This is a genomic window from Mucilaginibacter sp., assembly GCF_039925265.1.
In the GTDB taxonomy this organism is placed as follows: domain Bacteria; phylum Bacteroidota; class Bacteroidia; order Sphingobacteriales; family Sphingobacteriaceae; genus Mucilaginibacter.
This window is the reverse complement of the sequence record NZ_JBDSZG010000034.1, coordinates 195,701-209,916: the sequence shown is the minus strand read 5'-3', so window position 1 is coordinate 209,916 and position 14,216 is coordinate 195,701. Positions and strand designations below refer to the sequence as shown.

The 14,216-nt window shown below is 43.4% G+C and carries 12 protein-coding genes; 4 read left to right on the top strand and 8 right to left on the bottom strand.

What is annotated here, in order from left to right; genetic code table 11:
* Positions 1-36: 36 nt before the first annotated feature.
* The 6 genes from rseP to ABIX36_RS16345 form a co-directional block, all read right to left on the bottom strand.
* Complete coding sequence (rseP, locus tag ABIX36_RS16370; RefSeq protein ID WP_348083237.1) at positions 37-1,371, bottom strand: RIP metalloprotease RseP; 1,335 nt, start codon at positions 1,369-1,371, stop codon at positions 37-39.
* Positions 1,372-1,377: 6 nt separating this feature from the next.
* Positions 1,378-2,574 carry a 1-deoxy-D-xylulose-5-phosphate reductoisomerase gene (locus ABIX36_RS16365; RefSeq protein ID WP_348083236.1) on the bottom strand — a complete coding sequence of 399 codons (1,197 nt, stop codon included), beginning with the start codon at positions 2,572-2,574 and terminating at the stop codon, positions 1,378-1,380.
* A 55-nt stretch (positions 2,575-2,629) separates the two neighbouring features.
* Entirely contained in the window at positions 2,630-4,135 is a 1,506-nt protein-coding gene (locus tag ABIX36_RS16360; RefSeq protein ID WP_348083283.1) for a GH3 auxin-responsive promoter family protein, read from the bottom strand.
* Between the two features lie 2 nt (positions 4,136-4,137).
* Positions 4,138-4,866, bottom strand: coding sequence for a hypothetical protein (locus tag ABIX36_RS16355; RefSeq protein ID WP_348083235.1), 729 nt, complete (start codon positions 4,864-4,866; stop codon positions 4,138-4,140).
* Between the two features lie 9 nt (positions 4,867-4,875).
* Positions 4,876-5,844 carry a glycosyltransferase gene (locus ABIX36_RS16350; RefSeq protein WP_348083234.1) on the bottom strand — a complete coding sequence of 323 codons (969 nt, stop codon included), beginning with the start codon at positions 5,842-5,844 and terminating at the stop codon, positions 4,876-4,878.
* A gap of 81 nt (positions 5,845-5,925) precedes the next feature.
* Positions 5,926-6,876 (bottom strand): glycosyltransferase family 2 protein, encoded by a 951-nt coding sequence (locus ABIX36_RS16345; RefSeq protein ID WP_348083233.1) that lies wholly within the window; start codon positions 6,874-6,876, stop codon positions 5,926-5,928.
* Positions 6,877-7,035: 159 nt separating this feature from the next.
* Between ABIX36_RS16345 and ABIX36_RS16340 the strand changes: the two genes are divergently transcribed.
* Together ABIX36_RS16340 and ABIX36_RS16335 are read left to right on the top strand one after the other, a co-directional pair.
* On the top strand, positions 7,036-9,639 hold the full coding sequence (locus tag ABIX36_RS16340) for a M1 family metallopeptidase (RefSeq protein ID WP_348083232.1): 2,604 nt from the start codon (positions 7,036-7,038) through the stop codon (positions 9,637-9,639).
* 233 nt (positions 9,640-9,872) lie between these two features.
* Positions 9,873-10,073 carry an energy transducer TonB gene (locus tag ABIX36_RS16335; RefSeq protein WP_348083231.1) on the top strand — a complete coding sequence of 67 codons (201 nt, stop codon included), beginning with the start codon at positions 9,873-9,875 and terminating at the stop codon, positions 10,071-10,073.
* Positions 10,074-10,153: 80 nt separating this feature from the next.
* Here the strand turns inward: ABIX36_RS16335 and ABIX36_RS16330 are convergent, their stop codons facing one another.
* Positions 10,154-11,740 (bottom strand): malate:quinone oxidoreductase, encoded by a 1,587-nt coding sequence (locus ABIX36_RS16330; protein ID WP_348083230.1) that lies wholly within the window; start codon positions 11,738-11,740, stop codon positions 10,154-10,156.
* A gap of 211 nt (positions 11,741-11,951) precedes the next feature.
* Here ABIX36_RS16330 and ABIX36_RS16325 point away from each other — a divergent pair, with 211 nt between their 5' ends.
* Positions 11,952-12,464: a hypothetical protein gene (locus ABIX36_RS16325; protein WP_348083229.1), complete on the top strand. Its 513-nt coding sequence runs from the start codon at positions 11,952-11,954 to the stop codon at positions 12,462-12,464.
* Between the two features lie 285 nt (positions 12,465-12,749).
* Complete coding sequence (locus ABIX36_RS16320; protein ID WP_348083228.1) at positions 12,750-13,760, top strand: glutamine synthetase beta-grasp domain-containing protein; 1,011 nt, start codon at positions 12,750-12,752, stop codon at positions 13,758-13,760.
* Positions 13,761-13,775: 15 nt separating this feature from the next.
* Here ABIX36_RS16320 and ABIX36_RS16315 read toward each other — a convergent pair whose 3' ends face one another.
* A complete protein-coding gene (locus ABIX36_RS16315; RefSeq protein WP_348083227.1) occupies positions 13,776-14,195 on the bottom strand; it encodes a gamma-glutamylcyclotransferase family protein in 420 nt (139 codons plus the stop codon).
* Positions 14,196-14,216 lie beyond the last annotated feature (21 nt).

Sequence of the window (14,216 nt, the reverse complement as noted above, 5' to 3'; positions counted from 1 at the left end):
TGCGGCCATCCTATTTATATCTTTTATTGATGGAGCTTACCTGTGTTTAGTAAACTGCTTCACAATATCATTCCCAAAGGCAAACACCATCAGGGAGATCAATAGTACAAAACCTACTATCTGGGCACGTTCTAAGAATTTATCGCTAAGCGGCTTGCCTTTTATCATTTCGATGAGCAAAAATACGGTGTGCCCGCCATCTAAGCCCGGTATAGGCAACAGATTGGTTAGTGCCAAAACCATTGATAAGAAACCCACGAGGCTCCAGAAACGGATCCAGTCTATAGTTCCGCCAAACATTACCGCGATGCCAATTGGGCTTGAGATGGCTTTGTTGGCCTTAACCTGGCCGGTAAAGATCTTTTTAATACCCTTCGCATTGCTGCTGAACATATCCCAAGCCTTATTTGCGCCAACGGGCAAAGCGGCAAAGAAACCATAATTAATGGTTTTCATTTCGGGAATCACCTCTTTCTTTGGTCTGTAGAAACCTAATTTGCCGAGGCTATCAATTTTAGCGGGCATCATCAGCACAGTGTCTTTCCGCCTTACCGAAAGTTGAACCTCTTTACTTTTGTTGGCCTGCAAAACCTCCTGAAATTGGTCGAAGAACGGCACCGGTTTACTGTTAACGGCAATAATACTATCGCCTTTTGTAAGGCCAATTCTCTTAGCCTCTCCCGAAACCGAATCAACGCTAAACTTACTACGAGGTATTCGGCTTATAAATTCCTCTATCGTATAGTCAGATATGTCGTTTAAAATGGTAGGTGGCACTTTTACTTCCAAATGCTGACTGCCACGCTCAACGCTTAAAACAGTTTTATCAAGCAATACTTTAGAGCTACTAAGGTCTTCAAAGCGCTCAACGGGTTTACCGTTCACGGCGGTGATCTTATCGCCGGCCTGCAGGCCCATCTTTTTACCTATAATACCCGGTACAATACCGTATTTAACATTGGCATTAGGGATGTAGGTTTCGCCGTATTTGATGGTAAGTACCCAAAATATAAATATACCTACGATGATGTTTACAATGATACCGCCAAGCATTACAATAAGGCGCTGCCAGGCCGGTTTAGAGCGAAACTCCCAGGGCTGCGGCGGACCGGCCAGCTGGTCGGTATCCATCGATTCATCTATCATACCGGCAATTTTTACGTAGCCGCCCAATGGCAGCCAGCCTATGCCATATTCAACACCTTTGTAATTAAATTTAAAGAGGCTGAAATTCCAGGCATCAAAAAACAGGTAAAATTTTTCCACTTTTATTCCGAAGGCGCGGGCCGCTATAAAATGCCCAAACTCGTGTAGTATCACTAAAATTGAAAGGCCAAGTATTAATTGGCCGGCCATGATCAATATATCCATTCGTTGTTATTTCTCTTTAAGATCGTATGCCTTTAACGGCATTTGCTTTATTAAATTTTGCGCAAATATGCGTGTTTCTTTATCAGTATTCAAATAATCGGACAGGGTGGGCTGCTCTATATAACCTATACTTGTCATACAGGTTTCAATAATATCGCTCATATCTAAAAAACCGGTGTCATTGTTGAGGAACGCCGCTACAGCTATCTCATTGGCCGCGTTGATGATGCAGGGCATATTCCCTTTACGGTTTAGCGCTTCAAAGGCCAGTTTAAGGTTACGGAAGGTATCCAGATCCGGCTTCTCGAAGCTGAGGTTGGGATAGTTCACAAAATCAAACCGTTTAAAGTTGTTTTTGACGCGGTTTGGGTAGGATAGGGCATACTGTATCGGCAACTTCATATCCGGCAAACCCATTTGCGCCTTTATCGACCCATCCTCGAATTGTACAAGCGAATGGACAATGGATTGCGGGTGGACAATAACGTCTATCTGATCCGCTTCCAGGTCGAAAAGCCATTTGGCCTCGATCACTTCTAATCCCTTATTCATTAACGATGCCGAGTCGATGGTTATTTTAGCGCCCATTACCCAGTTGGGGTGCTTTAGCGCGTGCTCGCGTGTAACGCCGGCTAAAAAGTCGGTTGTCTTTCCCCTGAATGGCCCGCCCGAAGCTGTGAGAATGATTTTTTCTATCTTATTCTGCTCTTCACCTGCAAGGCATTGGAAGATGGCCGAATGCTCACTGTCTACCGGTAATATATTAACGTTATGTTCTCTTGCCAACGCTGTAACCAGTTCCCCGGCAACTACCAGTGTTTCTTTGTTTGCTAAGGCGATATCCTTACCGGCTTTAATGGCATTAATGGTAGGCTCTAAACCCGCAAAACCAACCATAGCGGTAAGCACCATATGGATCTCCGGGTGGGTCACCATTTCCTTAATAGCCAGGTAACCTGAAAGCACCTGGATGGGCAGGTGAGCCAGCGCGGCTTTTACCTCAGGGTATTTGGCCTCATCACAAATGATGACGTATTCCGGCAAAAACTCAAGGGCTTGCTGTATCAGTAAATATGCATTAGAATGCCCGGTGATCATAAAAGCACGAAACAGGCTGGGGTTATCCTTAATAACATCCAATGTTTGCGTGCCAATGCTGCCGGTAGAACCGAGTATGGCTATATTTTTTATGTTGTTGCTCAATTATAGTATCCTAATACGCCTAAGCTTTTCTACAGCTTAAAGACGCTGATTGTTCTTAAATGTTACTGATATACGGATTTAATTCGTCCGCAATTTTCCGGTCGTTTGATAGCCTCGGAACTTTATTCTGCCCCCCCAGTTTCCCCTGGCTGCGCATATAATTGATAAAGGTATCTTTTTTTAAACTGCGGATAACTAAAGGCTGTAAAATGTTTCCTTCAATCAGATCGAAATAGTAAATGTTTTTCTTTTGGAGGGCCATATCCACCTTTAGGGCAAAAGCACCGGGATCTTTCGGCGGATTGCCAAATTCTATAAACCACTCGTGGTAGGGTAACTCACCAACGTTAGGCGTTACCTGCGGCGCAACGGTAAATTCTATCACGTCCACACCCTCTTCGGCAGCTACTCCCATTAACGCTTGTTCTACCTCTTCGCCTATTACATGTTCGCCAAAGGCAGATATGTAATGTTTAATACGCCCCGTAACCGCAATTTTATAAGGGTTTTTAGATACGAATTTGATGGTATCACCTAAACTGTAGCCCCATAAACCGGCGCTTGTATTTAGGATGAGCGCGTAGTTGCGTTCCAGTTCCACATCCTTCAGGTTGATGCGGGTTGGGTTATCATTAAAAAATTCTTCGGATGGGATAAACTCGTAAAAGATGCCGGCATCTACCATCAACAGCAATCCTTTTTCCTTTTGCGAATCCTGGAAAGCAATGAAGCCTTCCGAAGCCGGGTAAGTTTCTATCGAATCTATTTTGGTGCCGATAACTTCTTCCATGCGTGCGCGGTAGGGCTCGTAGTTTACGCCGCCATGTACAAACAGTTTAAAATTGGGGAATATGTCCTTCACTTTTTTACCGCCGGATACTGCCGAAAGTCTGTCGAAATACATCTGGCACCAGGGTGGTATGCCGGATATCAGTCGCATATCTTCTTTAACGGTTTCCTGCACAATGGCATCAACCTTTTGCTCCCAGTCTTCAATACAATTGGTTTCGTAAGATGGCAGCCTGTTTTTTTGCAGATAGCCGGGCACATGATGCGCCACAATACCCGATAAGCGACCAACGGCAATTCCTTCCTTTTCGCTTAGCACCGGGCTGCCCTGTAAAAATATCATTTTACCATCCACAAAATCGGCCTTCCCGGTTTCGTGAATGTAGCTTAATAATGCGTTACGCGCGGCTTTGATATGCTCGGGCATACTTTCTTTGGAGATGGGAATATATTTTACCCCTGAGGTAGTGCCCGATGTTTTGGCGAGATAAGCTGGTTTCCCCGGCCAGAGCACGTTGGCTTCGCCTTTGGTTACCCGTTCAATGTAGGGGCGAAGTTCCTCATAATCGCGAACGGGGACTTGCTTTTTGAAATCCTCGTAGCTGTTGATGGAACCGAAGTTATGGTCGATACCGAAAGCTGTGCCTTTGGCATCATGTATTAAATTGCTGAAAGTCTTTTGCTGAAGAGCTACCGCGTTTTGGCGGATCTGGTTTAGTTGCCGGTTAACAAAAAAGGCGAATGCTTTGCTTAGTACAGCTTTTAAACCCATCATTAATTGGTTTCGGCAACATCATCGTCAACATCCTGGTGGCTGTAAATGAGTTTGCGGTAGGTAACAGCCAATATAATATTCACAAACGGGTAAGTAAATAATATCGCTATGGATATTAAAGGGTAACTCTGTGCAATTTTGGCGGGTATAGCAATTAAAACAATGATGATGCCCAGGATAAGTAACACTTTAAGCAGGTAACCTTTGGTAAGGTTGAAGCTCTGTTTTAAGGATTCTATTGGGCCGGACAAATCATCTACAATAAAAGTATTGAAGAACATGATGCGCAGGGCAAAGTAAAGGCCACAAATAACGGCCACCGCTTCAACTAAAAATTCCGCAACAACGTTATTCTCCAGGTAATCAATCAGTATACCCAAATTGGTGACTAAAAAAGCAAATATAAACACCACGGCAAGGTAGCTCCAAACCATACGGGCTTTGGGGATAACTTGTATAAATTCAAAATCGTAATATTCGCTGTCTATCACTATGAATATAAGTTTATATAGCCCCAGGGTAGTGTAGGCTTGCAGCCATATCAAAATAAAGGTCACCACCATCGATCCCCAAAAATCATTAGGTGAGTATATGAAACCAATTATAATACCGAGCACCGCCAATAAGAAGAACGAAATAACAGAGTATACGATGATAGTTATAAAGTTCTTCCTGAAAATATTCCAAGCAGTTTTTACGGTTTCTGCAACAGAAAATGGATGGTACATGCTACGTTATTATGATCTTTTTAAAACTACCCGCTTCCAATAATCCTGCATAAATCCTAACCCATAAGCTGTAAGTTGGGTAAAAGCAGCTATTATGCTCAAAAATGCAATTTTTGCCGATTTGTTTTTCCACCATGAATGAAAAAATATCAACAAAATAATAAGAGCTACCGTAATGTTGCACAATATGGCTATAAACCATCCAAATAAGTTAGCAATAAGGGTGAATATTAACCCAAGCGTAAACACCGCCGGAAAAAAATGCACAGCCTTTAACTGATCCGGAAAGAACTTATAAACGTTGATCCTGGCCCGGCCGAAGAAATGGAGTTGCTTAAAGAATTTAACAAAATCGGTACGGCGCTTATGATAAACAATAGCGTCGGGTATCAGGCCTATTTTATAACCTAAGGAATGGATGCGGATACTATATTCAATATCCTCGCCAAGGCGGGTAATAATAAAGCCGCCCGCGTTTTCCCATACCTTGCGCGATATGCCCATATTAAAGCTGCGCGGGTGAAACTGGCCGATCCCTTTTTTATTCCCGCGGATGCCGCCGGTAGTAAAAGGGGAGGTCATGCTGTAGCTGATGGCTTTTTGTATAGGAGTGAAGGAGGGATGTGCACCATCCGGTCCGCCGTAGGCGTCCAGCCAGTTTTCATCCAAGGAATCGTTTACTATTTGCAGGTAATCGTGCGGTATCAGGCAATCCGAATCGAATATGATAAAGTAGTCGCCCTTAGCTCGCTCAAACCCGAAGTTGCGGGTAAAGCCTTGGCCCTCGTTGGCTTTCTCAAAGTATTTTACATCGAGTTTATCAGCGTAGCTTTTTACGATATCCTCCGCTTTATGTGCAGAACCATCCTCAATAACCAATACCTCAAACTGTTTATAAGTTTGCAGGGTAAGCGTGCCCAGCAATTCGCTGATCTCCTGCGGGCGGTTATATAAAGGGATAATGATGGAAAAAAACATTTAGCTAATTAGATGATTTGGCAATTTGAAGATTTGAAAATGAAAAACCCGGTTTTTTCAAATTAACACATTCTCAAATTTTCAAATTGAGTCTTCAATTTGATATTTATTGCGTTCGGGCGCGTTGCGTGAAACGAGTTCCGCAACAAAGCCGGTTAAAAATAACTGCGAACCTAATATAATGGCCACAAGGGCGAAATAAAACAAAGGTGTGTCTGTAGGTTGCCTTGGTTTTACATGGTGGGCAAGGTCAATCAATTTGTCTGCCACCAGCCAGCCAGCCAATACAATACCTGTTAAAAAACTAAGCGTACCCATCATGCCGAAAAAGTGCATAGGGCGTTTGCCAAATTTTCCTACGAAAAATATCGAAAGAAGATCTAAAAACCCGTTTACAAAGCGGCTCATGCCGAATTTGGTTTTACCATATTTACGGGCACGATGCTCAACCACCTGTTCGCCAATTTTGGTGAAACCCGCCCATTTGGCCAGCACAGGTATATAGCGGTGCATTTCGCCGTAAACTTCTATGTTTTTTACAACTGCCTTCCGGTAGGCCTTTAAGCCGCAGTTAAAATCGTGCAGGTTGGGGATGCCGCTCATTTTGCGGGTGGCGGCGTTAAATAATTTGGTTGGGAGGGTTTTGCTCAGCGGGTCATAGCGTTTTGCTTTCCAGCCCGACACCAGGTCGTAGTTATCCTCGGTAATGCGTCGGTAAAGGCCGGGGATCTCATCGGGGCTGTCCTGTAGGTCGGCATCCATCGTTATCACAACATCGCCCTTAGTAGCCTCAAAACCAATATTCAGCGCGGCCGATTTGCCGTAATTACGCCTGAATTTAATACCCCTGATGTGCGGGTTACCATCCTTAAGCTTCACGATCATATCCCAGGAACCGTCGCGGCTACCATCATCAATTAAAATTATCTCGTAACTATAACGGTTCTCGGCCATTACCTTGCTTATCCACGAGGTAAGCTCAGGCAAGGATTCAACTTCATCATACAGCGGTACTACAACAGATATATCCATTTATCAGGAAAAAGAAAACGCTCGGGTCGCTCAAATCAGCAACACGGCATTACTGCAAAAATATAAAAAATAGGCAAGGGTTTAACGCCGATGTTTAGATAATCGCATACTCGTTTCCGAAAAAACAATATATTAGCTTTTTAATCATCTGTCTAAAAAATGAAAATATACCACAAAGCCCTTTTACTCCTGCTAACCGTTTGTGTCTATGCGGCAAATGCGCAAAATACCGACAAACCCGCGCCTAAATACGATCAGCATAAGGTGTTTAATCCACTGTTCTATCCCGAAAAAGGTAACGTATACCGCTCCGCTTCGGGTTCACCGGGTGCTAAATATTGGCAAAACCGTGCCGATTATAAGATAGACGTTGCGCTTGATACCCTGAAGCATCGGTTGAGCGGCAGTGTTATTATCACCTACACCAACAACAGCCCCGATGGGCTTGATTTTTTATGGTTGCAGTTAGACCAGAACATCCTTCGCGAAGATTCACGTGCGCAGGCCACTACGGTGGTAGGCGGCGGTCGTTTTGCCAATAATGGTTTTACTAAAGGGTACGAGTTAAAAAGCGTTACCATTTTAAATAAAGGCAAGGCTGAAAAGGCTAATTACCTTGTGAATGATACCCGGATGCAGATAAAACTGAAAGATACGCTGCGTGCTAACGGTACCAAGATCCAGGTTAAAATAGATTATTCTTACGATGTATCTGAGTATGGCACAGACCGTACCGGCCGTTTAAAAACACCACAGGGCTGGATCTACGATATTGCCCAATGGTACCCGCGTATGGAAGTTTACGATGATGTAAGCGGCTGGAACACCATCCCTTATTTGGGCGCGTCTGAGTTTTACCTGGAATACGGCAGCTTTGATTACACTATTACTGCGCCTGCAAGCTTAGTGCTGGTGGGTTCGGGCGAGTTGCTTAACCCAACAGAAGTACTTACGCCAACCGCGTTAAAACGTCTTGCATTGGCCAAAGCCAGCGATAAAACCGTGATGATAAAAGATTCAGCAGAGGTAGTTGGTGGCAATGCCTACGTTAAAAAGCCAACGCTTACCTGGCACTTTTTCTGCAAGAACGCTCGTGATATAGCCTGGGCGGCCTCAAAGGCATTTGTGTGGGACGCGGCACGTATTAACTTATCTAACGGTAAAAAGGCGTTGGCGCAATCGGTCTACCCCGTGGCAAGCGGTGGTAAAGCCGCATGGGGCCGCTCTACCGAATACGTTAAAGCTTCGATAGAACTATATTCGGGCAAATGGTTTGAATATACTTACCCCGTGGCTACTAATGTTGGCGGCCCTGTAAGCGGTATGGAATACCCCGGTATTGTGTTTTGCAGCCATCAAAGCCAGGGCGGCGGCTTATGGGAGGTTACTAACCACGAGTTTGGCCACAACTGGTTCCCGATGATAGTGGGTTCTAACGAACGCAAATATGCCTGGATGGACGAAGGCTTTAATACTTTCATCAATTCGGTTGATACCAAGGTGTTCAATAAAGGAGAATATTATTCTAAGGATGATGTGCAGGGTGGCGCGTCGTTTTCCTTCAGCCCAAATGCTGATGCTATTATGAACACCCCAGATGTGATACAAACCGACTTTTTAGGCGTCGCAGCTTATGGAAAACCAGCCATGGGCCTTACTATACTGCGCGAACAGATCCTGGGCGAAGAGCGCTTTGATTTTGCTTTTCGCACGTATATTAAACGCTGGGCGTTTAAGCACCCAACACCATGGGACTTTTTCCATAGCATGGATAACGCGGCAGGAGAGGACCTGAGTTGGTTTTGGAACGAATGGTTCCTGCAAACCTGGAAGCTTGACCAGGGTGTGAAAGAAATAAACTATACAGATAACGACCCTGCGAAAGGCGGGCTAATAACCATCGAAAATCTTGGCGAAATGGCCCTGCCTGTAACCGCCTTTGTGATGGAGGAAAACGGCAAAAGCAGCACCATAAAATTACCTGCCGAAATATGGCAGCGCGGTGGCACCTGGACTTTCCCTTATAAATCAACATCCAAAATATCCTACGTAACCTTAGACCCCGACCATGTGTTGCCCGATGTAAACCCGGACAACAACTCCCTAAGCGGGCAATTGGTGGCAAAAGATAAAACAGCAGCGGATATTATCAATGCTTACATCAGCGCAGTTGGTGGCGAGGGTAAATTGAAGGATGTTAAAGATCTGACTGTTAACTCCGACGGTATATTCCAGGGAGTAGCCATTAAAATGACGGCCAAATACAAAACGCCCGATAAGTTTTTCCTTAACATCATCGCGCCATCGTACAATAATTTTGTGCTGAACAGTATTGTAATTAACGGCGACAGCATCAGGATGAAGCAGTTTAACAATGATGCACCAGTTAGTAAAGAAGAAAATCCGCGGGTACGAAACCGTTACAGGCTTTTCCCTGAACTGGATTACGGCAAAGCTGGCTATAAACTGGAGTTGGCCCCCGAAATGCAGGTGGTTGATAATCAGCTGGTGTACCTGGTGAGCATCACCAACCCGGATGGCGTTCGTGTGAAACACTACTACGACCCTAAAACCGGCTTCAAAGTAAAACGCTTAACCGATGTGCCCGGCGGTACCCCGTCATCGTACAGCGATTACCGCGGTATTGCAACGGGGATAAAAATACCTTTCGCCGAAAAAACTTCTGTTGGCGGTGTTACAGCGGAATTTAAAGTGACCGATGCAGTTGTAAACAGCAATGTAAGTAACGATGACTTTAAATAAAAGGTAAGCTTATAAGCATACAAAACGGCCGGTTAGTTAAAACTATCCGGCCGTTTTGTATATAAATTCATTTTTATATATTTAATGATGCAGACGATACAACCGCTTACAAGGTTGAGTTTAAAAATGGCATAATTGTGCCGAGCACAGATCACAGACCCGTTAAACTGATATTTACCGCTGTTGAGAAACAGCCAAGTTTTGGAAATACAGAATCGGATTTTAACATGTACTTGGCACGAAATATAAGGTACCCTAAATATGCGCGTGAGAATAAAATAACCGGCAGGGTGATAGTAACTTTTGTTGTTGAAAGGGACGGCAGCTTAACCGATGTGAAAATACTGCGCTCGCCCGACCGAAGCCTCGGTGACGAAACCTTGCGCGTAATGAAAGCTTCGCCGCCATGGCATCCGGGAATGCAAGGCGGATGACCCGTTCGCGTGAAATTTTCGGTACCGGTAGCGTTTGCTGAAGAAAATTAAATATTTTTTCTTGGTTCGGTACAGTTTTGTTAAACCAAGCCCAACGATTTACTGGTTCTTGCCCGTGTAGCATCCGCTAATGCCTCATCCTTAACAAGCGATTGCCCGTAAGATGGTATCATTTGCTTTAGCTTGGCCTGCCATTGTGGGGTTTTAACTTTGTCTTTAAAACAACGCTCTATCAGTTCCACCATAATAGGTACCGATGTGGATGCGCCCGGCGAAGCGCCAAGCAATGCAGAGATACTACCATCGGCAGAGGTAACTACTTCTGTCCCGAACTGCAATACGCCGGTTTTATCTTTATCCTTTTTTATTACCTGCACACGCTGGCCGGCTACTTCAAGTTCCCAATCGGTGGCTTCTGCACCGGGGAAATATTCCTGCAGGGCTTTTAACCTGTCGGCAGGGGATTGCAGCACCTGGGCAATGAGGTATTTGGTCAAATCCCAGTTATCACGGCCAACTGCAAGCAATGGCAATAAGTTATTTGATTTTATCGACCCAAACAGATCTAATAAGGAACCTTTTTTGAGGAAACGGGTGGAGAAACCAGCGTAGGGGCCAAATAAAAGTGCTTTTTTGCCGTCTATCATCCTGGTGTCCAAATGCGGTACAGACATGGGCGGCGCGCCAACCGACGCTTTGCCGTAAACCTTGGCATTATGTTTTTCTACAATGGCTGTATTATTACATACAAGCCATTGCCCACTCACCGGAAAACCGCCAAAGCCTTTGCTCTCCGCTATACCCGATTTTTGCAATAGGGGCAAAGCGCCACCACCAGCACCTACAAAAACAAATTTTGCATTCAGTTTGCGTTTTTGGTCGGTTGCTTTATCGGCAACCTTTATACACCAGCTATTATCTTTATTGCGTGTAATATCGGCAACATCGTGGTTTAAGCTCAGGCTTACGTTAGGTTGTTGCTCCAGCCAGCTGAACAGGGTACGGGTAAGGGCGCCAAAATTCACGTCGGTACCAATATCCATATAGCTACCTGCTACGCTTTGACTGTCTTCGCGGCCTTCCATCACCAATGGCATCCATTTTTTTAGTTGCTCGTGATTTTCAGAATATTCCATGTCCTTAAAAAAATGATGTTTGGTCATAGCCTCACAACGTTTTTTTAGGTAAGTTACATTATCGGCACCCCAAACAAAGCTGATGTGCGGTATTTTGCTGATGAATGTCTGCGGTTTGCCAACAAATTTATTTTCAACAAGGTGCGCCCAAAACTCTTTGGTAATTTCAAATTGCTCAGCAATTTGTATGGCTTTATCGGCAGAAACGGTTCCGTCTTTCTTTTGCGGCGTATAATTCAACTCACAAAAAGCGGAGTGCCCTGTTCCGGCATTGTTCATGGCATCAGAACTTTCAGCGGCAATAGAATTGAGCCGTTCAAATATTTCTATAGAAAGATCGGGCTGAAGCTCTTTTAGCATTACCCCAAGTGTAGCGCTCATTATACCTGCGCCAACTAAAACCACATCAACCGTTGTATTTGAAACCTTATTGCCGTTATTCATGATAGTATTGAATGCTAAAGATACATTCAAATAAATTGTTTGCCTGTTGAAACCTTTGTTATAAACTAATAATGATAAAATTTTCACACTTAAGGCAAAATGACGGAACACCTGCCGGAAGAGAACGTGTAAAGTAATAAATCAGGCAATTTTAAGAAATTTTACAGAAAAACATGTCATTAAATCGTTTAAACCGATGTTTTTAATATTTGGAATATTTGCGAGGCCGTGCGTTACACCTATATAATAACACAAAGTGACGGGATAATTGTTCCTGATGGTAACAAATTATTCAATTATGAACCGACCTGCATTATTTATCTCAGCCATTGCACTGATAGCTTTAGGTGCCTGCAATAGTAATAAACCAAAACCCGTATCTGATACCGTTAGTAAAACCGCAGTTGTGGTAAACGGCAAAAAAGACAGCGTGATAAACAATCCGCAAAAGAACTACGGTAACGCAACCATAGCCGAACCCTGTGTGAAATGCTTGTTAGAAATTGTAAAAGCCGATGATAACTATAAGAAAGCGGCGGCATTTGAAAAGGATGTTAAATTTATTATCAACTACGTAAAAACTGTGCAGCCGCAGGATACGGTAAGCGAGGTGAAAGCAACCAATGCGCTAAGGGTAGATGTTGTAGGCAAAACATCTGCCCCACACAGGATAACTTCTTTTTTGTATGATAATAACTTGGCCAAAGTGTATTTTTTGGCTGGGAATACTAAAACCGAGGTGAAAACCGACACTACTTTATTGAAAAAGGTAAGAAATAGTTGCTATTGGGGAGTCGCATCGGGTAATTGACGCTATTTGTAAATTATGTAATTACTGATTTGAATTAAATCACTATGCATGCATAGTGATTTTTACTTTGCGCTTGCATTTGGTATAAATTACTTACCTATAACTATAGAATACATAGATAATTAATTGATTTAGGAATTTATAAAGCTATTTATTGTAAATTTTTATAATTTTTACAAAAATTGCTATGATATTTATAAAATTGCATTAAATTCGCAATGTATTACATAGTAAAAGCTCAACACGAACTATAATTTAAACTTAAAATTACAAAATTCATTAAAAATGGCAACAAAACTCGAGTACATCTGGCTTGATGGGTACAAACCGACACAAAGCTTACGTAGCAAAACAAAAATTGTAAAATCTTTCAGCGGCGATGTCGCAGATTTAGATAACTGGAGCTTTGACGGTTCTTCTACCGAGCAGGCGCCGGGTGGTTCGTCTGATTGCGTATTAAAACCGGTATTCACTTGCCCGGATCCACAACGCAAAGATGCTTACCTGGTAATGTGCGAAGTATTAGATTCTAAAGGTCAGCCACATGAGTCTAACGGCCGTGCGTTGATCCAGGATGACGATAACGATTTTTGGTTTGGTTTTGAGCAGGAATACTTCTTATGGGATCCTGCAACTAACAAACCGCTTGGTTTCCCGGCAGGTGGTTACCCGGGCCCGCAAGGCCCATACTATTGCTCAGTAGGTGCAAACAACGCTTACGGTCGCGATATTGTTGAAGAACACTTAGATGCTTGTTTAGATGCAGGCTTAAACGTTGAAGGTATCAACGCTGAAGTTGCTGCAGGCCAATGGGAGTTTCAGATATTTGCTAAAGGCGCTAAAGAAGCAGGTGACCAAATTTGGGTTGCTCGTTATTTATTAGAGCGTGTAGGCGAAGCGCATGGCGTATCTATCAACTACCATTGCAAACCATTAGGTACTTTAGACTGGAATGGTTCTGGTATGCATGCTAACTTCTCTAACACAACTTTACGTACTGCAAACAGCAAAGAAACTTTCACTGCTATCTGCGAAGCTTTCCGCCCTGCGGTTGCTGAGTGTGTTGCTGTATATGGTGCACATAACGAGTTGCGTTTAACTGGTAAACACGAAACTGCTTCTATAACTGATTTTAGCTACGGCGTATCAGATCGTGGTGCTTCTATCCGTATCCCACTTTACACTGTTGATCACGATTGGAGTGGTTATTTGGAAGATCGTCGCCCTAACTCGGCTGCTGATCCATACAAAGTTGCTGCGGTTATCATCAAAACAGTTAAATCTGCAAAATTGTAATACCCCTATATCAAATTACAAATCCTCCGGTTTAACTATCGGGGGATTTTTTTGTCTCAGATATTCCTTGTAATCACCGGATGTTATTCGGGGGAATCCTTTAACCGGTAAATTATAGATATATACCCAGGCGTCTATTGGACCCTCTGCCGTTTCAAATGAATGATTGATTCTTAGGTATAAATTGGGGTGTTCTTCATCGGCACCAACACCTTCATAGATATCTATCTCCTTTAATACTTCTGCGTTGCGAATTTGGTAAATGCTGCCAAATACGTAGTCGGCGTTATGGTCAATAACTAATCCAGGGTATTCGCCAATATCGTACAATATACCTGCTATCTTTCCGGTTATTATAAAATCGCAATGCTGGTTTAAATATCGGGCGAATTGATTACCGTTTTGCAGCAGCGTTCCGTATACAAACAAATACATATTGGTCATAGTTAAATATAC